The organism is Posidoniimonas polymericola (genome assembly GCF_007859935.1).
GTDB lineage: Bacteria > Planctomycetota > Planctomycetia > Pirellulales > Lacipirellulaceae > Posidoniimonas > Posidoniimonas polymericola.
On record NZ_SJPO01000001.1, the window covers coordinates 197,865 to 218,096 of the forward strand.

General features: G+C 67.3%; 15 protein-coding genes and 1 pseudogene. 3 read left to right on the forward strand and 13 right to left on the reverse strand.

From position 1 onward, the window contains the following. Nucleotides 1-153: 153 nt before the first annotated feature. The 5 genes from Pla123a_RS00810 to Pla123a_RS00830 all read right to left on the reverse strand — a co-directional run bounded on the left by Pla123a_RS00810 (nt 154) and on the right by Pla123a_RS00830 (nt 5,404). Nucleotides 154-1,875, reverse strand: coding sequence for a sodium/solute symporter (locus tag Pla123a_RS00810; protein WP_146583624.1), 1,722 nt, complete (start codon nt 1,873-1,875; stop codon nt 154-156). After that, nucleotides 1,875-2,117: a DUF485 domain-containing protein gene (locus Pla123a_RS00815; RefSeq protein ID WP_146583625.1), complete on the reverse strand. Its 243-nt coding sequence runs from the start codon at nt 2,115-2,117 to the stop codon at nt 1,875-1,877. The genes Pla123a_RS00810 and Pla123a_RS00815 overlap by 1 nt, the downstream gene beginning before the upstream one ends. Before the next feature lie 148 nt (nt 2,118-2,265). Then, nucleotides 2,266-2,946, reverse strand: a complete 681-nt coding sequence (gene can, locus Pla123a_RS00820; RefSeq protein ID WP_146583626.1) for a carbonate dehydratase — start codon at nt 2,944-2,946, stop codon at nt 2,266-2,268. A 62-nt stretch (nt 2,947-3,008) separates the two neighbouring features. After that, complete coding sequence (locus Pla123a_RS00825) at nt 3,009-4,949, reverse strand: SulP family inorganic anion transporter (protein ID WP_146583627.1); 1,941 nt, start codon at nt 4,947-4,949, stop codon at nt 3,009-3,011. 107 nt (nt 4,950-5,056) lie between these two features. Then, a complete protein-coding gene (locus Pla123a_RS00830) occupies nt 5,057-5,404 on the reverse strand; it encodes a hypothetical protein (protein WP_146583628.1) in 348 nt (115 codons plus the stop codon). Nucleotides 5,405-5,974: 570 nt separating this feature from the next. Here Pla123a_RS00830 and Pla123a_RS00835 point away from each other — a divergent pair. Then, the gene (locus tag Pla123a_RS00835) at nt 5,975-7,009 is read left to right on the forward strand and encodes a DUF4142 domain-containing protein (protein ID WP_146583629.1); all 1,035 of its coding nucleotides are present in this window, start codon (nt 5,975-5,977) and stop codon (nt 7,007-7,009) included. Nucleotides 7,010-7,781: 772 nt separating this feature from the next. Here Pla123a_RS00835 and Pla123a_RS00840 read toward each other — a convergent pair. Next, nucleotides 7,782-9,461: an alpha-keto acid decarboxylase family protein gene (locus tag Pla123a_RS00840; protein WP_146583630.1), complete on the reverse strand. Its 1,680-nt coding sequence runs from the start codon at nt 9,459-9,461 to the stop codon at nt 7,782-7,784. A 190-nt stretch (nt 9,462-9,651) separates the two neighbouring features. Between Pla123a_RS00840 and Pla123a_RS00845 the strand changes: the two genes are divergently transcribed. Beyond that, on the forward strand, nt 9,652-10,380 hold the full coding sequence (locus tag Pla123a_RS00845) for a phosphatase PAP2 family protein (RefSeq protein ID WP_146583631.1): 729 nt from the start codon (nt 9,652-9,654) through the stop codon (nt 10,378-10,380). 7 nt (nt 10,381-10,387) lie between these two features. Here the strand turns inward: Pla123a_RS00845 and Pla123a_RS00850 are convergent, their stop codons facing one another. Continuing rightward, a complete protein-coding gene (locus Pla123a_RS00850; protein WP_146583632.1) occupies nt 10,388-10,633 on the reverse strand; it encodes a hypothetical protein in 246 nt (81 codons plus the stop codon). Between the two features lie 187 nt (nt 10,634-10,820). On the opposite strand from Pla123a_RS00850, the gene Pla123a_RS00855 reads away from it, so the two are divergent. Next, entirely contained in the window at nt 10,821-11,825 is a 1,005-nt protein-coding gene (locus tag Pla123a_RS00855) for a DUF1559 family PulG-like putative transporter (RefSeq protein WP_146584246.1), read from the forward strand. Here the strand turns inward: Pla123a_RS00855 and Pla123a_RS00860 are convergent. The 6 genes and pseudogenes from Pla123a_RS00860 to Pla123a_RS00890 all read right to left on the reverse strand — a co-directional run bounded on the left by Pla123a_RS00860 (nt 11,822) and on the right by Pla123a_RS00890 (nt 19,934). Continuing rightward, a complete protein-coding gene (locus Pla123a_RS00860) occupies nt 11,822-12,625 on the reverse strand; it encodes a hypothetical protein (protein WP_146583633.1) in 804 nt (267 codons plus the stop codon). The two genes, Pla123a_RS00855 and Pla123a_RS00860, sit on opposite strands and share 4 nt — an antisense overlap. 949 nt (nt 12,626-13,574) lie before the next feature. Beyond that, a pseudogene (locus Pla123a_RS00870) lies at nt 13,575-13,853 on the reverse strand (integrase core domain-containing protein); the annotation flags it as partial. Nucleotides 13,854-14,134: 281 nt separating this feature from the next. Continuing rightward, complete coding sequence (locus tag Pla123a_RS00875; RefSeq protein ID WP_197527566.1) at nt 14,135-14,767, reverse strand: PEP-CTERM sorting domain-containing protein; 633 nt, start codon at nt 14,765-14,767, stop codon at nt 14,135-14,137. Nucleotides 14,768-15,196: 429 nt separating this feature from the next. After that, a complete protein-coding gene (gene groL / locus Pla123a_RS00880; protein WP_146583636.1) occupies nt 15,197-16,816 on the reverse strand; it encodes a chaperonin GroEL in 1,620 nt (539 codons plus the stop codon). Between the two features lie 157 nt (nt 16,817-16,973). After that, nucleotides 16,974-17,306, reverse strand: a complete 333-nt coding sequence (locus tag Pla123a_RS00885; RefSeq protein ID WP_146583637.1) for a co-chaperone GroES — start codon at nt 17,304-17,306, stop codon at nt 16,974-16,976. A gap of 366 nt (nt 17,307-17,672) precedes the next feature. Further along, on the reverse strand, nt 17,673-19,934 hold the full coding sequence (locus Pla123a_RS00890; RefSeq protein ID WP_146583638.1) for a hypothetical protein: 2,262 nt from the start codon (nt 19,932-19,934) through the stop codon (nt 17,673-17,675). Nucleotides 19,935-20,232: the final 298 nt, after the last annotated feature.

Sequence of the window (20,232 nt, forward strand, 5' to 3'; positions counted from 1 at the left end):
CGCAGTCTAGGTGGACCTGGGCGTCTAACCTGCCGCTCTAGGCGACGGATTGCATCCGTCGGGCGAACCCGGGATTGAGATTGCCTCACATGGAGAGCCATCCCCGGGGCCTCCGGTTGACGCAATCCATCGGCGATTGCCGTCGCGGTTGGTTTACGCCGCCGCCGCGTCCTCGTGCCGCGGCGTCATCAGCGACACCACGACCAGCGTCAGGAAGCCGAGCGGGATCGTCACGATCCCCGGCTGGCTGAACGGGGTGAGCCAGCCGGACTCCAGGCCGTAGACCATCGTGAAGGTGTCCTCGCTCAGCAGGATCCAGGCGAGCGAGCTCACCATGCCCATGAGGATGGCGGCGATGATGCCCTGCTTGGTGGTCCGCTCCCAGAACAGCAGCATCACCAGCGCGGGGAGGTTGGCCGACGCGGCGACACTAAACGCCCAGCCGACCAGGTAGCCGACGTTCATCGTTTCGAACACGATGCCAAGCGCGATGGCGATCGCCCCGACCACGACCGAGGCGATCTTGGCGATCCTCACCCGCTGGTGGTCGGTGAGGTCCTCGATGGCCATGGTTTCGACGAGGTCGTGGGCGACGGCGCCGGCCGAGGCCAGGATCAGGCCGCTGACGGTGCCGAGCACCGTGGTGAAGGCAATCGCCGAGATGATGGCGAACAGCGTGGGGTCGATGGTCTTAGCCAGCAGCGGCGCGGCCATGTTGGAGTTGAAGTTGAAGATCTCCCCGCTGGTCATCGCCCCCAGGCCGAGGTACAGCGTCAGCACGTAGAAGAAGCCGATGCACGCGATGCCGACGATCGTGCTCTTGCGGGCGGCGGCCTCGTCGCGGACGGTGTAGTAGCGGATCAGGATGTGCGGCAGCGACGCGGTGCCGCAGAACAACGCCAGCATCAGCGACAGGAAGTTGAGCTTGTCGACCAGCTTGTCACTGCGGATGCCGGTGAACTTCTCGCCCGGCTTCATGACGTCGGCGCCCGGCTTCTTGGTGGGCGTGTAGGTGGTGGTTTCGACGCCGTCGACGCTTGTTGGGCCGTCCTTGGTCCACAGCACGACCTCGCTGTTCTGCAGCGTGCTGAAGAACTCGAGCGGGCCGAGCGGCCCGGTGCTCTTTTCTCCGTCCGGCAGCGAGACGACCTCGCTGATCGGCCGCTCGGCCGCGGCGGCCGCTTCCTCGTCGGCGGGCTGGCCGTTGACTGTAACGCCTGACTCGGAGCGGACGATCACCTGCTGCTCAATCGGGCGGTCGGTCACGGTGAAGCCGCGGCCGAGGATCAGCACGGTCAGCACCGCGCTGAAGATCACCAGCAGCGAGCCCTTGAGGAACTGCACCCACGTGGTCGAGACCATGCCGGCGGTTACAACAATCAGGATCACCACGGCGCCGACTACGACTACGCCGGCCCACGGCGGCCAGCCCAGCAGCGGGTAGACCAACGCGCCGGCGCCGACCATCTGCGGGATCAGGTAGAACACGCTCACCGCCAGCGTGCTGACGCCGGCGGCGATCTTGATGCCGGGCGAGTCGAAGCGGTGGTTTAGCGCGTCGGCGAAGGTGAATTTTCCAAGCCGCTTCATCGGCTCGGCCACGACAAACAGGGCCACGATCCAGCCCGCCAGGAAGCCGATGGAGTAGAGGAACCCGTCGTACCCCTTGAAGGCGATCAGGCCGCAGATGCCTAGGAACGACGCCGCGGAGAGGTAGTCGCCGGCGAACGCCACGCCGTTCACAAACCACGGGATCTGACCGTGCGCGGCGAAGTAGCCCTGCGAGCTGCTCGCCTGACGGCCGAGGTAGAAGCTGATGCCGAGCGTCAGCCCGACAAACGCCAGAAAGATCCAGACAGCGGGGTCGATGCCCATTACTTCTGCCCCCCCGCGCCGTTGGCGTCCTGCGAGCCGCGGCACATCCAGCCGTAGATCATCGCCAGCACGAACGCCACGATGATCAGGGCGAACCCGTACCAGATGGCGAGGTTCACGCCGGCCGCCGGCGTGGCCTCCATCGCTTCTGGCTTGAAGGCAGTTAGCAGCACGAAGCCGCCGTAGAACACCAGGTACACGAGGAACAGCCGGAGGCCGATCCGGGCGTTGCGTTGAGCCATAGAGCAGATTCCGGCAGAGCAGATGAGCGGACGAGAGCGTCTAGACTAATCCAAACTCTGTGCCGATGGTAGCGCTGAGGGCTCGGCGGCGGTCGGTGCGCTGTGGTGTCCTGCAGGAGGGCTCGCACGGCTGCCCGGTTGGCAGCGGCTAGGCGATGGTCTCGCTGGGGGGGATCGGCGTGGCGCCGCCGGTCAGCTGGACGGAACTCGCCTTGCGCTCGTCGAGCTCGCAGGCGGCCTTGACGCACATGCCGAGGTCGCGGAGCCGGCCGTCGTTGAGGCCGTAGATCCAGCCGTGCACGGCCAGCGGCTGCGCCCGGTCCCAGGCGTCGCGGACGATGGTGGTGCGGCAGAGGTTCGCGACCTGGGCGATTACGTTCAGCTCGCACAGGCGGTTGACCTTCGCGGTCGGGTCGGTGATCGAATCGAGGTGCTGCCGGTGCTCGTTGCGGACGTCCTGGATGTAGCGGAGCCAGTTCTCGATCAGCCCCAGCTTCTGCTCGGCGAGCGCCGCCGCGACGCCGCCGCAGCCGTAGTGGCCGCAGACAATGATGTGCTCGACCTTCAGCGCCTCGACCGCGTACTGCACGACCGACAAGCAGTTGACGTCCGAGTGCACGACCAGGTTCGCCACGTTGCGGTGCACGAACAGCTCGCCCGGGTCGAGGCCCACCACCTGGTTGGCCGGCACGCGGCTGTCGGCGCAGCCGATCCACAGGTACTTGGGCGCCTGCTGCTTCGACAGCCGGTCGAAGAACGCGGGGTCGGCCTCGGTGGTCTTGCGGGACCAGTCGGCGTTCTTCTGGAACAGTTCGGGGAGGGCTCTCATGGTTGCCTCTCTTGGGGGCGAAGGGGATGTTGAGGAAGTTTACGGGTCGGCCGCGCCAGCGGCTAGCGCGGGGCTGCTTCGGCAGACCGGGGCGACTGTCCGACCGGGCTGAAACGCGCGTGCAGCGATTCCCAGTCGATCACGAGCCGCCCGCCGGTGTTCTCGTGCTGCTTGGCCCAGGTCATCATCAGCTCCAGGCAGGCGTGATCGATGTAGCGGAGGTCCTGGAAGTCGACGTGCAGCTCGCACCCGGGGGGGACCTTCTCGAGCTCCGCCGCCAGCATCGGCAGGCGGATGAAGGTCGCTGCGCCGTGCAGCTGCAGCCGGCAGATGCGCTCGTTGTCGGCGTCGGTGCGGAGGTGGGCCTCGAGGTGGCTGAAGGTGTACAGCAGCTTGAATGCGGCCAGAGCGATGCCGACCAGCACGCCGGTCAGCAGGTCCTCGGCGACAATCGTGATGACTGTTGCGAAGTAAATCAGGACCTCGCTCTTGCCGTAGTTGGCCAGCTTGCGGATGTCATTGATGTTGACCAGCTTGAAGCCGGTGTAGACCAGGATCGCCGCCAGGCACGCGGTGGGGATCTGCCGCAGCAGGAAGCCGAACACCGCCACAAACAGCAGCAGCCACACGCCGTGCAGGATGGCCGACGCGCGGGTCTGACCGCCCGCCTGGATGTTGGCCGAGCTGCGGACAATCACGCCGGTCATCGGCAGCACGCCGAGCACACCGCACACCGTGTTGCCGACCCCCTGCGCGAACAGCTCGCGATCGTAATTGGTGCGGACGCCGTTGTGCAGCTGGTCGACCGCGGTGGCGCACAGCAGGGTCTCGGCGCTGGCGACCACGGCGATCAGGATCGCGCTCTTCAGGAGCGCCGCGATGCCGGTCTCGTGCACCACGGCCCACGACGGCAGGTGCACGCCCTCCCACAGCCGGTCGGGGATCTCCACGTACAGCACCGGCAGCGCGAACGCCGCGGCGATGAGCGTCCCGACGCAGACCGCCACCAGTGGGCCGGGGATCAGCTTCAGCGACTTCGGGACGAACTGCCAGCCGATGATCGACAGGATCGACAGCACCCCGACCCACGCCGCGAAGTGGTGGTTCTTGAGGCTGACCAGCAGCTTCTGGATCGCCGCCACCGACGCGTCCTGCTCGGTGAGGATCGCCGCCGGGTCGCCCCCGCTGAATGCCGCCAGCGCCGCGTGGTTCTGCTCGACCGCCGCGTCGGCCGCCGCCGCCGCCCGGGCGGCCCGCTGGGGGGTGGCGAAGTGCTCGTCGAGCCGCTGCAGCTTGGCGGTCGCGGACTCGAGGTCGTCCTGGATCGCCTGCTGCACGACGGCCAGGGCCTCGAGGTCGGCGGCGTCGGCGGTGCGTTGCGTCTCGGTGTACTCGAGCTCCGGGTTGTGCACGTGCGGGTAGATCTCCGCGACCCGCTCCTCAAGGTCCTGCTGCCGGCGGTGCAGCTCGCCGACTTCCTGCAGCATGTCGCGGCGGAAGCGGCGTGACTCCTGGCTCTGCACGCTCGGCCACGCGAACGACTTGGCCACCGCCTGCGGGATGGTCACCAGGTTCTCAATGCCGTTGCCCTTCGGCTTGTCGTCGACCATCACGTGCAGCTGGCTGCCGATGATCAGCACACCGATGCCGGCCAGCATCCCCCGCACCACCGCCGGCGAGACCGCGCGGAACCATTGGCCCAAGCGGAGCAGACCGGCGGCGCCCTGCAGCAGCCCCGCCATCAGCACCGCCACGCCGAGCGACTCCAGGCCGAACTCCCGCACCAGATCGAGGATGATCACCGTCAGGCCGGCCGCCGGGCCGCTCACCTGCAGCGGGCAGCCCGCGATGAACCCCACCACCAGCCCGCCCACGATGCCGGTGATCAGCCCCGCCGCCACCGGCACGCCCGACGCGATCGCGATGCCCATGCAGAGTGGCAGCGCCACCAGGAACACCACGAACGACGCCATCAGGTCTTGTTTGAACGTGCTTGCGTTCATACGCGCAGACTCGGGGGAGAGAAGGGCCCGGCTCGGCCGGGGAGGTAGCGGTGCGGCCAGCAGGGCTGCGCCAGGTATTCAGCAATGGGCGGACGCCGCGGGCCGGCCTAGCAGCGCAGCGGCCCGCCGACCCCGTTGCGCGCGCGCTGCTCGCCCGCGGCGGGGCAGGGCGTCGGGTCCGCAACGCGGCGCTGGGCGTAGTCGGCGGCCACCAGCGGCGGCTGGTCCGACGGGAGCTGCCGCTCGAGTCGGCCGCGGCACTGCTTGTGGCGGGCGGCCTCGCAGAGGGTCGCCTCGACCTCGAGCGACTCGACGTCGGTCGCCCCCTCGGCGGCGCCCGACCGCTGCGCCGCGGCCCCCAGCAGCCCCCCCGCCAGCACAACCACCCCCAGCAGCAGCGTCTGGACGACGGCCGTCAGCAAAGCGGGGCGGCGGGTGCGGGGCGTCCGGTGCATGGGGCTCGATGGGGGTCGCCGTGGCCAGCGGCCAAGCGGCTTTGATTCAGTTGGCACGACAAGGAGGAAGAGCCCCCGCAGGATACTAGCGGGGGGTACGCCTCTCAATACGAGTATAGCAGCAGGAAGAACGCCGTGGCCCACGGCATCGACGCCCCCCAAGAAAGCCCACAAGCACCGGGCGGCGTCAGAATCGATCGGCAGAATCGATCGGAACGAGAAGCCGCCGCGACGCCCCGGCCCGCGCCTGCGTGTCCAGGTTGCGTGTCCAGGTTGCGTGTCTAGGTTGCGTGTCTAGGTTGCGTGTCTAGGTTGCGTGTCTAGGTTGCGTGTCTAGGTTGCTGGTCCGGCGGCTTTGCTCCCACTGCTCACGGAACCTGGCGTACGCCGCCATGGGAATTCGGCGCGGTGCGGTTGCCGGGTGAGCCGCCGCCCGCGCCGCGTCGAACCAGCGAGCGAACTGGCGGCTTGCTGACGGCGTTGGTACGACCTTTGCGACCGTGCCTGGCTCTTGTCCACCGATGCGTATCGGCGGGCGCCCATTCTCTTCCGTGTGAAGGAGTAGCAAAGATGAGTAACAAGCTAGCAATGGCGATGGCAGTCACGTTGGGTCTGCCAATCGCCGCGGTCGCTCAACAATCAATCACCGAGCCAACCGCCCAAGGTGTCGACTCTCCGCTCGCGGCGCCGCTGCAGGAACAGCCGCTGCAAGACCAAGCGATGCGAGAAGATCTGAGGCAGCAGCAAGACGGCACGGCTCCGCTGCGTCGCCAGGCCAACTTCCGCGGCGACCAAGACTCGCAGTCGCAGAGTAGCCAATCGAGCAGCCAGGCCAACCAAGAGCTGATCCACTACTTGGCGGCCAAGCTGATGCTGGCCAACCAGTGTGAAGTAGAAGCGGCCACCATGGCTGCCGAGCGTGCGCAGCACGACGACGTCAAGAACCTCGCCAACAAAATCAAGCAGTCGCACGAGCAGCTCAACCAGCAGCTCAAGCAGGCCATGCCTGGTTTGAAGAGTATCGAAGGGATGGCGTTCGCCAGCGCCACCGGGGACGCCAACCGCCGCTCGGCGACCAACAACGCCGCTGGGGGAGCCCGTTTGGGCGAACCGGTCGACCGCTTCAACAGCCGCACCGATCGCAATGACCCCGCAGGCGTGGACCAGTACGGCGCCGACATGAACACCCGCAACCAGGTCGCGGACCGCGGCGCCAGCACGGACGCGCCGCAGCGTAGCGGGCAGGATGGACAGCAGGGCGACTTCCTCGACGGCGGCGCCCAGACGCTCATCGACATCACCCGCCGGGCGGCGGAGAACAACCACCAGATGGTCAAGCGTGAGCTGAGCGAGAAGCAGGGTCTGGAGTTCGACCGCTGCTTCGTGAACCAGCAGATTGGCGCCCACATGTGGATGCACTCGGAGCTGAAGGCCATCCAGGACCTTGGCCCCAGCAGCTTCACGAGCATTGTGCAGGAGTCTGAGCAGCAGGTGAAGTCGCACCTGGACGCCGCCAAGAAGCTGGCGAAGAAGCTGGAGAGCGATTCGCAGCGCAGCGACCGTAACCCGGTCCAGGACGCGGCCCGCGACGCCTACCAGAACTAACCCGCCGCCGGGTTAGCAACCGACTGGCGGCGCCGATCTGCCCCCGGCCCCGCCAAGACGCCAGGCGACCGCTCACGCGGTCGTCTGGTTTTTTTGTGCGCGGGGGTGAGAACGCGGGGCGAATCCTGCGAACCCGAGGAGGGCGTGGAGCTGTCCGGCTTGCCCAGCGGTGCAAGGTTGCCTCGCCCGTTGGTGAGCCAACCGCGTCCCGTGCAACTTGGCCGTGTACCTGGTTCACACTGCCAGACAAGCTTGCAGTGGCACACAGCTACTGCTTGGCGGTTCAACACTTCTCATGCCCGCCGCTGATGGCTGTCGCGAGCCGCGACTTCTTCCCTGTTCTTCCTAGAAAAGAGCCGCCCAGCGCGGTCCAATACGGTGTTGCTGCGTGGTCTGTCCGAGGCTGCTCTTAGATGGCTCTGGGTTTTGTCCCTGCTTGTGCGCAGCAAAGGACAAAAGTCGGCGCTCGAAAACGGAGGCGGAACTCACCGAGGCTGCTATAGCAGTGCGAAACGGCCCTTGGGGCCAATGACGGAGCCCGACTTTTGTCCTTAGGAATCGTTGTCGGAATGGGGGACAAAAGTCGGGGAGTGGACAAAAACCGGCGCTGGGGCGCGGTCCCACCCCTGGCGGGGTGGGCTGCCCGAGGGCGAACGCTGCAAGTTCCTCTAGCCCACCCCGCCAGGGGTGGGACAAACCCTTCACCAAGTTCACCACCCTCAAGAGACCCAATCTTCAAACGCCAGCCACGAGCCACCAGCCACCGACCCTACTAATCCCCGACCACCGTGCGTTGCATCCGCTCGCCGAGGCGTTTGAGCGCGGTGCTTGGCTCGCCGGTCAGGTGGGCGTGGATCAGGCTCGGGCCGGTGTGGTCGTTCCAGGCGGCGGTCAGGGCGGCGTCGAATTGGGCCTCGGTGCGGACCTCGTAGCCGCGGCCGCCGCCGACCAGCTCGGGCAGCTTGTGGTACGCCCAGGGCTGCACGTCGTTGAAGCGGTAGTCGCCCGGGTGGAGGAGCCGCTCGGTGTTGTAGCCGCCGTTGTCGAGCACGATCACGATGGCGCTCGCGCCGCGGCGGGCGAGGCTGCTGAACTCCGAACCGGTCATCTGGAAGGCGCCGTCGCCGACCAGGGCCACGACCCGCGCGTCGGGCCGCGCGACGCAGGCCCCCAGCGCGGCCGGCGTGGCGAAGCCCATCGAGGTGTAGTAGGCGGGGCTGAGAAACTCCGTGCCGCCGTGCGTGGTGAGCTCGGTCGACGCGAACAGCGAGTCGCCGATGTCGGCGATCACGATGGTGTCCTTGGTGAGCTGTCCGTCGAGCCGCGCGACCAGCCGCATGACCGACAGCGGCTCTTCGGGCTGCAGGGCGAAGGCGGGCTTGTCCCACTCGGTGGGGGCGGGCGGCGGCGGCGAGGAGGGTTTGGGCGCGGCCTCGACGAGCTGCTTGAGGAAGTCCTCGAGGCGGACGTCGTGGTAGTGGTGGCGGCGGACACGCAGCTCCTCGCTCGTGGCGTAGATGCAGTTGCCCAGGTCGAGGTTGGCGGTGTAGATGCCGAGGTTGATGTCGGTCATGAAGGTGCCGAGCATGAGCACGCAGTCGCTTTGTTCGACGTACTTGGTCACCTCGGCGCGGCCGAGGGCGCCCTCGTACAGGCCCATGTAGAGCGGGTGGGTCTCGGCGATGACGCCCTTGCCGAGCATCGTGGCGGCGATCGGGATGCCGGCCGACTCCGCGAGCCGCAGCGCCAGGTCCTGCAGGCCGAAGCGGTGCACCTCGACCCCCAGCAGCAGCACCGGCTGGCGGGCGTCGCGGATGCGGGCGGCGGTCTCCTCGACCGCCTCGGCGAGGGCGTGCGGGTCGGACTCGGAGGGGGGCGATTCGAAGGGCGGAGCAGCGTCGGGCGTGACGCGGACCATGTCGCGGGGGATCTCGAGGTAGACCGGGCGGCTGAACCGCTGGCACGCGGCCAGCACGCGGTCGATCTCACGGAAGGCGGTCAGCGGGTCGCTGAGCTCGGCGCCCGCGACGCACAGCTTTTCGAACACGTCGTACTGGGTGCGCCAGTTGCGGACCATGTGGTGCAGGAGTGGATTGTGGATCCTTTCGCGGAGGCCGGGCGAGCCGGTGATCATCACCACGGGGGACTTCTCTGCGTACGCGCCGGCGACCGAGTTGCACACGCTCAGCCCGCCGACACAGTAGGTCACGCAGAGGGCGCCCATGCCGTTGACGCGCGCGTACGCGTCGGCGGCGAAGCCGGCGCAGTCCTCGCGGGTGCAGCCGATCGCCTCGAGCGGGCTCTCCTCGAGCATGGTGTAGAACGAGAGGACGTAGTCGCCGGGGATGCCGAACACGTGGCCGACGCCGTAGTCCTGCAGCCGCTGGAGCAGGTAGCCGCCGATCGACAGGCCGGCGCCGTTAGGGTCCCGAGAGATGGCTCCGCGTGTCATTCACGTTCCTCCTTGGTGACGGCAGAAATTGGTGACGGCAGCATAGAGTAACCGCATAGTAATTCTAGCTCAGCCGGGCGAAGATGGACGATCGGCGCCAGAGTTGCTCTGACAAGGAGTTTCCGAAGGCCTCCCGAGGGATGCCCGCACGGCGCCGCACAATCACGAACTGGACACTACAGGAACCGCAGTGGATTTCAAGCGACTCAAACAGAGACTCTTGAGCGAACCGGCCATCATCGGCGCCCTGATCCTGGCCTCCGGCGGGGTGTGGGCGTTCTGCGAGATCGCCGACGAGGTGCTCGAGGGCGACTCGCACGAGATCGACAAGCGGCTGGTGCTGGCGATGCGCAACGCCGACGACCTGACCGACCCGATCGGCCCGAAGTGGTTCGAGGAGATGATGCGCGACTTCACCGCGCTGGGCGGCGTGGCCGTGGTCACCATGGCCGGGGTGACCGGAGTGGTGTTCCTGTGGGTCCTCGATCGGCGCCAGCAGGCGCTCTTGCTGTTGGCGGCGGTCGTCGGCGGGTTCCTGTTGAGCTTCGGCATGAAGGCGGCGTTCGACCGCCCCCGGCCCGACCTCACGCCGCACGGCTCGTACGTCTACACGCGGAGCTTCCCCAGCGGCCACGCGATGGCCGCGACCTGCATCTACTTGTCGCTCGGCGCAATCCTGGCCGAGCTGGTCCGCCCCCGCCCGCTGAAGGTGTTCCTGGTGGTCGGCGCTATCCTGCTGACGGTCGCGGTGGGCATCAGCCGCGTCTACCTCGGCGTGCACTGGCCGACCGACGTGCTAGCCGGCTGGGCCGCCGGCGGCGCCTGGGCGCTAGGTTGCTGGTCGGTCGCGCGGTTGCTGCACCAGGGGAAGATTGTGATCGAGACCGACGAACCGCCGGAGGCAGCACCGCACGGCTAGCCAACGGCTAAGCGACGTCGCGGGTGCACTCGGGGCAGACCGACGCCTCGCGGTCGATGCTCGACTTGCAGTGGGGGCAAGCCTTCTGCGACCGGGCAGCCAGCATGATGAGGAGGAAGATTGGTCCGAAGATCACCGCGTGCGGCAGCGAGAACAACGCTGCCGCTGTAGCTCGGCCCTTGTACGCGGACTTGCTGAGCATGATCCCCGTGCCGATTAGACCAAGCACGCTCCACAGCACGAAGTAACCCATCGCGATTCTAAAACCCTGAGCCAAGCGGAACGTCAGCCGACCGGAGGTCGCCCCGGGCGATCGTCGTTGCGAGAACGGCGACACGCAGCTAACGATTGTAGCGGTTGATTGCCCGCCGGAGTCTAGGGCGGCAACTATACTAGAGGGGAGATTCAATCCATGACTTGCCCACTGGAGCCCTGCAACCATGCGCCGCTTGTCGGCCCGTCCCTGCCGGCGGGCGTTTACCTTGGTTGAGCTGCTGGTGGTGATCGCCATCATCGGCGTGCTTGTTGCCCTGCTGCTGCCGGCGGTGCAGGCGGCGCGCGCGGCGGCGCGGCGGACGCACTGCGCCAACAACCTCAAGCAGCTCGGACTTGCGCTGCACGGCCACCACGCGGCCAAGCGGTCGTTCCCGCCGGCGGGCGAGGACTACGGCTGGTGCCGCTTCCCGGAGCAGCGCAGGATCAACCACGTCCGCAACTACAGCGGGCTGCTGTACCTGCTGCCGTACCTGGAAGAGAGCACGCTTTACGACAGCTTTGACCGAGGCGCCGCGGCCGCGAACGTGCTGACCGGCAACAACGCCTGCTGCTCGCCGACCGGGGCATTGTCGCCGCTGCTGGGCGACGCGGTCGCGAGCGGCAACACCACCGTGGCGGCCACGGTGCTCGCCATGCTCGCCTGCCCGGCCGACGATGGCGACCCGCTGCTGCCCGCCACGGGCAGCTACTCGGCGGGCGACCCCGCCCGGCAGGGCGTCAAGACAAGCTACGACTTTGTGGTCGGCGACAGCCTGGTGTGCTCCTTGTGGGAGCGCCAGCCGACCGACCAGAGGACGATGTTCGGCGAGAACAGCGACTCGGCCGCCCGCCGCGTCACCGACGGGCTGTCGCACACGATCGCGGTGGCCGAGACCCTCCGCAGCGTCTACAACGGCTCCGCGCCCGCGTGGTCGTTCCGCGGTTGGGCGATGCCCGGCGTGGCGATCGGCGTCACCAAGATCAATGTCTGGCAGCTGCCCGGCGACACGACCTACGAGGGCAGGGCGGGAACGCTCCGCTCGCACTCGTCGGCCGGCAGCCTGCACGGCGACTACTGCCAGGTGCTGATGGGCGACGGCGCCGCGCGGGTGCTGCGGGAGCAGACCGACCCGGCGGTGTTGGCGGCGCTCGCCACGATGGCCGGCGAGGAGACCTCCACCGACTTCTAGCGGCGCCGCCGCCGCGCGACGAGCGTCGTCAGGCCGGCCAGCAGGCACACGCCGGCGGGCTCCGGCACGTCGCCGGTGGTGAACGTGATGTCGGTCAGGCTGGCGAGGACCGAGCTGCCGACGCCGGTCGCAAAACCGCCCCGTGGGTCATCGACTTCCGAGGCGAACTCGGCCGAAAGAATGTACGTCGTGTTGGGGGCAAGCGTCCCCGCGGGCACGCTCAGCGAGGTCTGCCCGGTGGCGTCCTCGGCGAGCACCGCCGGCCCGCCGGCGAGCGGCTCGATGCGAATCGTGGTGCGGGTGACTTCGGTCCCGGGCGTGTTCCATTGAAGAGGGATCGCCGCCGCCGGGTTCACACTGGCGAGGATGTCGTAGAGCGACCCGGTGAAATACGGCACCGAGGCGAGGTCGCCTCTGCGGAGATCGACAAGCTCGACCGCCGTTTCAAGAAAGTTGGCGGCGGTTAGAACGTAGACACCATCCGGGAAGGCCCCGCTGAACGTAGTCGGCGGCGGCGGGGCGAAGATCCCGTCCCACTGCGTCCCACCAGGCTGCGCATCGAGGGGCCGATCGCCTAGTGGCGAGCCGCCGAGCGTCACCGACAAGTACTCCAGCGGCGTGTCGGTCGCGAACTCGGCGTAGACGTACCTGTAGGGGAAGGTCGGCGGCGTGTCGGCGGTGGTCTGGGAGTAGAGCGAAACCTTGCCCAGTTCCCACTCCATCACCACCGCCGTGGCGTTTGGGGCGAGGAGGGTGATCAGTGACAACGAACAAGCAAACAGCGCGCAGCGGGAACTCATAAACAGCCTGTAAGGGAGAAAGCGAAGGCTCAGGAATGCCGGGCCCCGAACTGCCGAGTAGGCCAGCGGGCGGCGGTGAAGATGTCACGCGGGGGTGATTGCGTGAGCGTGTCCTGGGCGCGATAGGAGGTTCCGAACCAACGACGGTATTCTCCACGCCTAGCGCCGGGCGTCAAGGCCGAATGCGCCGGCCTTGGCCGCACTGCTGGCGTGCTTGAGCCGCTCGGGCTGACTACTCCAGCCGCGCACGGAGGTACGCTGTCATCGCTCCTAAAATCTCCGGATCGAGCGTCACTTTGTGCCCCCGCGGGTTGGCGTCCGGCACGTACGTAGAGGGGCTGCCGAGCCCGGTAAGCCGGGCGCGGAGGACTTCCATCTGGTGCAGGGCGTCGGGGCCTTCGGCGGTGTTGATGGTCAGCAGCAGCGGGATGGTTGGCTTGGTGAGGTAGTCGAGCGCCCCGTGGGCCCGCCAGGCGTCGCGGTGAGTTTCGCGGTCGCCCCACGCCTTGGCGTAGCGGGGCAGCATGCGGTCGTCGTCGAGCAGGTCGAGGTAGGTGAACCGGCCCGACATCATCACGGCCGCCTGCACGCGGCTGTCTTCCGCGCGGGGTTCGCCTTGGCAGTCGAACTCGGCCATGCTGCCGGTGGTCGCCAGCATCAGGGCCATGCCGCTGCCCCGTGAGAAGCCGACCACGCCGATTTTGCCATTCAGCGGCAGGTCTGACTGCTGGGCCCGCAGCGTGCGGGCGGCGGCCTTGATCTTCCAGGCCGAGTCGGGCATCGGGTCGATCCCCTTGTACGGCGCGGCGACCGGGTGGTCGGCCATCGCCACCGCGAAGCCCGCTGACCTGCCCCCGGTAGTGGAACCAGCGTCAGTGTTATAGCCCAGCCAGCTCGCTTCGTGGAGGCGTAGCCGGAACGAAGCGAGCTGGCTGGGTCGCCTCCGGGGCGGGGGCCGGTAGCCAAGTGAGCTGTGCGGTCGGGCCGTGTTGTAGTGTCGGCGCCATCGCTCAATGAGGACCTTGGCCTCGAGCAGCGTGTCGAACTGCTCGCGGGCCAGCAGCTCGTCGCGGAGTTTGCCATTGAACGACTCGACGTAGCCGTTCTCCCACGGCGATCCCGGCTCGATGAACAGCGTCTGCACGCCGACCCTCGCGAGCCACTCACGAACCGCCTTGGCGGTGAACTCCGACCCGTTGTCCGAGCGGATGTACTTGGGCACGCCCCGCCGTGGCGGGGCCCGGTGTGGCGATGGTCAGTCTGTGCATTGCGCCGGTCGCCGTGCTCTGCCACTGTTCGGCGGCGGGCGCCGCCGCGACGGCGACCGCGAGCAGCAGGGCGACAACGCCGGGCAAGGCGACTCGACCGCCGCGAAGGAAAGACACGGATTGCATGGCGGGCGCCGTGGGGGCGGGGCAGGGCGGAAAGCAAAGAAGCCGCCGGCGCGAGCCGGCGGCTTCTGGATCGATCGCAACAAACGTCGCTCAACTTGCGGTAAGCCAACGCAACTCAGCAGGCGGTGCGGCGCCGGACGCAGGCCAGGGCTAGGCCACCGAGGCCGAGGACGCCGAGCGAGGTCGGCTCCGGAACCGTGCTGATCGACAGCTCGTCGAAGTTGGTGAACCAGGTCCCGGCGCCGTCGACGCGGACGCCCAGGGTCTGACCAACGGACGCGGCGGTGGCGGCGATCGTGCCCCCGTACTCGGTCCAGGCGTCGGTCAGGACGCCGGTGTTGAACGATCCGATCACGTTGGTCGACGCGTCGGCGCCGTGGAACAGCGTGACGACCATCTCGGGCGCGTCGTTGGAATTCCACCGCTTGGCGAAGGTCGAGATATCGAACACATCGCCGCTCTGAATGACGTAGGAGCTGAGGTTGTAGAGGCCCTCGCCCGACTTCACAAAGGCGGAGTACTCCTGAAGGGGGCCCCACCAGGCGCCTTCGAACTCGATGCCGCCGTCGGTGATCGCGGTGGCGTTCTGCCAGCCGGGGATGTCGTAGGTCGCCGAATCCCAACCGTCCGGGAAGTGGGCCTGAGTCGACGCGTCGAAATCCAGGTTTGTAAAGGTAGAGTCAAGGAGGGCCGCGTGCGCAATAGACGCCGTTAGCATAGCCGCGGTGATGAGACAAAGCTGCTTCATTAGACTGCTTCTTTCGCCAGGGGTGTGGAACAGAGGAGGAGGTAGCAAACCATCGAACGAGTTGATGAGCGGGAGGCCTTTTTCACGAGACCACAAATGCTTGTCGTTGGCTTTTGGCCGCCTGCTTTGAATCGCTGAAAAGGCTTCACGCAGGACCGACGACCGTGTCGCAACGAGAGCGGTCAAAGAGGAGAACGGGTCACTTTCCTCATAATGGTCCCAGTGACGGGGGATGTCAAATAAATAAATGCGAGTGAGGTTTTGCGCTTCGTCGCATTTGCAAGAATGGGACGCCGCTCCGGCGTCTTCCATGCAAAAACCCCGGTCGACCAGGAGGCCGACCGGGGTTCTGTCGCTATCCGCCGCGGCAAGTGGGAGCCGCGGAGCGGGTTGCTTAGGGTGAGCGGCTGCCCGCTCACCGATCGTCGATCAATACATGTCGTCCATGCCCGGGGCTCCGGCGCCGCCCTTGCCCTTCTTCGGGGCGTCGGCGATCAGCGCGTCCGAGGTCAGCAGCAGGGTCGCCACGCTGGCGGCGTTCTGCAGGGCGGTGCGGGTCACCTTCACGGGGTCGATTACGCCCGCCTTGACCATGTCGACGTACTCGTCGGTGGCGGCGTTGTAGCCGTCGTTGCCCTTGCCCTGCGAGACCTTCTCGCAGACCACGCCGCCGTCTTTGCCGGCGTTGTTGGCGATGGCGGTCAGCGGGGCGCGCGAGGCGCGGACGACGATGTTGTAGCCGACTTCCTGGTCGTGGGTGAGGCCGGTGGGCTTCACCTTGGCCGAGGTGCGGACCAGCGCGACGCCGCCGCCGGGCAGGATGCCCTCTTCCACCGCGGCGCGGGTGGCGTGCAGGGCGTCCTCGACGCGGGCCTTCTTCTCCTTCATCTCGCTCTCGGTCGCGGCGCCAACGTTCACCTTGGCGACGCCGCCCGACAGCTTGGCCAGACGCTCCTCGAGCTTCTCACGATCGTAGTCGCTGCTGGTGTTCTCGATCTCGCGGCGGATCTGGTCGATGCGGCTCTTGATGTCGCCGCTCTTGCCGGCGCCCTCGATGATCGTGGTGTTGTCCTTGTCGATGATCACCTTCTTGGCGCGGCCCAACTCGGTCAGCCCAACGCCGTCGAGCTTGATGCCGAGGTCCTCGAAGATCGCCTGGCCGCCGGTCAGAACCGCGATGTCCTCCAGCATGGCCTTGCGGCGGTCGCCGAAGCCGGGCGCCTTGACCGCGGCGACGTTGAACGTGCCCCGCAGTTTGTTGATGACCAGCGTGGCCAGGGCCTCGCCGTCGACGTCCTCGGCGATGATCAACAGGGGCTTGCCGCTGTTGACCACGGCCTCCAGGCACGGCACGAGGTCCTTGATGTTGGAGATCTTCTTCTCGAACACCAGGATGTAGCAGTCCTCCAGCACGCACTCCATGAGCGTCTGGTCGGTGACGAAGTACGGCGACAGGTAGCCGCGGTCGAACTGCATGCCCTCGACCCACTCGACCTCGGTCGCTAGGCTCTTGCCCTCGTCGACGGTGATGACGCCGTCCTTGCCCACCTTCTCCATCGCCTGGGCGAGCATCTGACCGATCTCGGTGTCGCCGTTCGACGCGACCGTGCCGACCTGGGCCATCTCCTCGGTGCTCTTGACCTTGATGCTCAGCTTCTTGAGCTCGGCGGTGATGTCCTCAACGGCCTTCTCGATGCCCTGCTTCATCTGCACCGGGTTGACGCCGGCCACGACGGCCTTCAGGCCCTCGTTGAAGATCGCTTCGGCCAGCACGGTTGCCGTGGTGGTGCCGTCGCCCGCGACGTCCGAGGTCTTGCTGGCGACCTCCTTCACCATCTGGGCGCCCATGTTCTCGTAGGTGTCCTCGAGCTCGATCTCCTTGGCGACCGACACGCCGTCCTTGGTCACCGTGGGCGAGCCAAAAGACTTCTGCAGGATCACGTTACGACCCTTCGGGCCGAGCGTGACCTTAACGGCCTTGGCCAGCTTCTGAACGCCACGACGCATCGCGTCGCGTGCTTCCTGATCGAAAGCAATCATCTTTGCCATGGGGGGCTCCCTTGATACTTGGGTTGAGTTTGTTAGCCGCGGAGCGCGGCTGGGTGTGTTGGATTCGAGCGACCGCGGGCCGCCAGTCGGCGGACGCTAGCTCACGCGTGGAAGGTCAGGCCCTAGGAACCAGCGCCCGGCGCCTTCCAGCTAGCGCCTACTCGATCACCGCGAGGATGTCGCTCTCGCTCATCAGCAGGTACTCGTTGTCGTCCAGCTCGATGGTCTCGGGGGCGTAGCTGGTGAATAGCACGCGGTCGCCGACCTTCACCTGCAGCTCACCACGCGAGCCGTCGTCCAGCACCTTGCCGGGTCCCACGGCGACGATGGTGCCGCGGTTGGCCTTGTCCTTGGCCGAGTCCGGCAGCACGATGCCGCCAGCGGTGACGTCTTCCGACTCGTCACGCTCGACCACAACGCGGTCGTTCATCGGTTCGAGCTTGACCTTGCCTTTTTTGCTGGGAGCGGGCTTCTTGGTAGCGGTCGCCATGCGAGGTTTCCTCCTGGACTGGGCTGTTGAAGGGGCCGCCGAGCGGCCATCTTGTTGGTTGGTCGTGGGTGCAGAAGCCTGACCCGCCGTGCTCAGAGACTACCGGCAACCGGCGGGAGAGTGTGCGTTTGGCAGGCACGCGCGTAGGCGCAGCGTGACCGCCTCACAGAGAAAGCAAGTCGTGCGCCAGTCGCGTATAAAGGTGTAAGTCGAATGAGAATAGTGACTTAGGTGGATAAGCGACGGCAGACGCAACTGCCAATCTGGCGCCGAGCCCCTACAGGGCAGGGCGCCACCGCCTATCGCTGCCATTTTGGCAGCGCCGGCCCGCTCCAGAGAGGGCGCCCGGCAGTACCGCCCAGCGGTCTACTCGTCGTCGCCGCCCAGGCCGAGTTTCTTCAGCCAGTTGCTCTGACGCCGGCCGTCGTCCCGCCCGCCGGCTCCCGGGGGTGCCGCCGGTCGGGCCGCCTCGAGGTCGATCAGCTTCTGCTCCATGTCGGCCTTCTGCCGGGCAAGCGACGCCCGCTCCACCGACAGCTCTAGCTCGGTCTTGCGGAGCTGATCGTTGAGCTTGTCCTCAAGCTTGCGGATCCGCGCCCGTTCGGCCTCTAGCCGCTCGTCGTCGGCAAACTCGTCGCTGAGCTGCTGATCGCCGGCGGTCTGGATCTCGGCTAGCTGCTGCTTGAGCTCGGCGATGACGCGGTCCTTGCCCAGGATCACCTCGTCGGTGATGTGGATGGTGCCCTCGATAGTGGCCCGCTCTTCGACCCGCTCGGGGGCGGGAGGGACCGCGCTCTGGGCTTCCGCTTCGACCTCTCCCTCCAGGCTCGCCAGCAGCCGCCGCTTCTGGGCTTCCCAGTCGTTGGCGTCGCCTTCCACCTGCCCGGTAGGGTGAGACGAACCCTGGGCCGCTTCCAGGCGGGTCTCGAGCTCGTGCTTCTCCCGCTTCAGCTCCCGGACGTCCTCGACCGCCATCTCGAACCGCCGCTGCAGTTCTTCCATGTCCTCGTCGGCGTCGCCCAGCGTGGCGGGCTGGTTCTCGAGCTCGACGACCTGCTCCCGCAGACGGTCGCACTCCTCGCGCAGCCGCACCATTTCGGCGCTGTCCCCCTCGTCCCGGGCGGGGCGTTCGGACAGCTCGAGCTCGAGTTCGTCGATGCGGTTGCGGAGTTGCTGCGCGTCGGAGACCGCCAGCTCGAACCGCCGCTGCAACTCTTGCAGCTCGTCCGATTGGTCGTCTTGCGAAGCCTGCTCCAGCGCGGTCTGGGCATCTTCCAGCTGCTGCTGCAGTTCGGCGACCTGCTGTTGAGCCTGTTGTTCAGTTTGGCCGGAGGACGCGAGCTGCTGCTCCAGCTCCTTGAGCTGCGAGGAGCGTTCAGCGGCCTGGCTGACAGCCTTCTCAAGCTGCTGCTGGAGCTCGGTGACCTTGCCGGACAGGTCTTCCTGGGGCGCCTTGGTCAGGGCCTCCTGGGCCTCGGACAGCTGCTGCTGGAGCTTGCCGGCCTGGGCGTCGCGTTCGGTGGCCTGGCGGCCTGCCTTTTCTAGCTGCTGCTGCAGCTCGGCGACCTTGGCGGAAAGGTCCTGCTTGGGCGCCTTGGCGAGGGCGGCTTGGGCGGTCGCCAGCTCCTGCTGCAGGGACTTGGCCTGCTGCTGGAGCTGAACGGTGTGCTGCTTGTCGCCGCTGGCGTCGGCCAACTGCTGCTGCATCTGCTCAATCTGGGCGTCGCGACGCTTGGCCTGATCAAGCGCCTGCTGCAGCTGCGCCTGCAGCTCCTGGAGCTCTACGCTCTGGCTGCTGTGGTCCTGCTTAGCCTGGTCGAGTTCTTGCTGGAGCTGCTCGGCGTGAGCAGACGCGTCGTCGGCTTTTTGGGCGGTTTCCTCGGTGGCGGCCAGGTCGGCCCGGAGCGCGGCCTCCTGCTCCTGGGCGGCGGCCAGCTGTTGTTCCTGCGTCGTAAGCTGCTGCTGCAGCCCTGCCAGCTCGCCGGCGTGCGCGTCGCGGGCGGCGGCGAGCTCGGCCTCGTGCTGCTTAGCGAGCTGCTGCTGCGCGTCGCTGGCGCCCTGGTCGAGACTCGTGCGGAGGGTCTCGAGCTCCTGCCGCTGGCGGTCGAGTTGGTCCCGTTGGTCGGCTAGCTCGGCCTCCTGCTGATCGAGGGCCTCACGCCGCTCGATGGCCTGCTGCTCCTCATCGCCGAGTGCCTGACGCTGCGCCTCTAGCTCTTCCTGCGTCTTCTCGAGCTCCTGCTGCCGGCGTTCGAGGGCTTCAGACTCGCGGGCCGCCTCTTCACTGTTCTGGGTTATCTCGAGCAGGACAACGTCCCGCTGGGCCTCGAAGGCCGCACGTTCTTGGGTGAGCTGGTTCCGCTCGGACTCAAGCCGTTCCCGCTCTTCTGCGAGGGCGGCCGTTTGGTGGTCGAGTTCCTCGGCCGCTTCCTGGGAAAGGGCGGTGGTCAGCTCGGCAAGGCTGGCTTCGAGCTGCTGCTCGAGTCCCTGGGTCAGCTCCCGTTGACCCTGCAGCGCGGCCTCGGCCTTCGCGCGGATCTCCCGCAGCGCTTCCGACGAGGGGACGTCGGGCGTGGGGGCGTCGAGCGCGGGCGCCTGTGTCGGGTCGGGTGGGCGGACGGGTTCCATGTCCGGGAGGATTCCTAAGGGAGTTCAGCAGCAGGACATAGGGCCGGTTCGGCAGCAGTCGAAACCAGCCCACACGTATATAGGTCGCGATGAACCACCGGTCAAAACTACGTGGTCGTGTTGCGCGGGCCCCTCGGAACCCTCCGGTCGTGCCGGTTCCGCCGGCCCGCGACCGGCGAGCGGTCGATTGCCAGCACGACGGCCATTGGCGATCATGCGGTCTGTGTCGGCGCCCCCGCCTGTCGGCGAAGCACAACCGGACCTCGCCCGACGCACAGGGCTGGGAGCGGATCGGAAA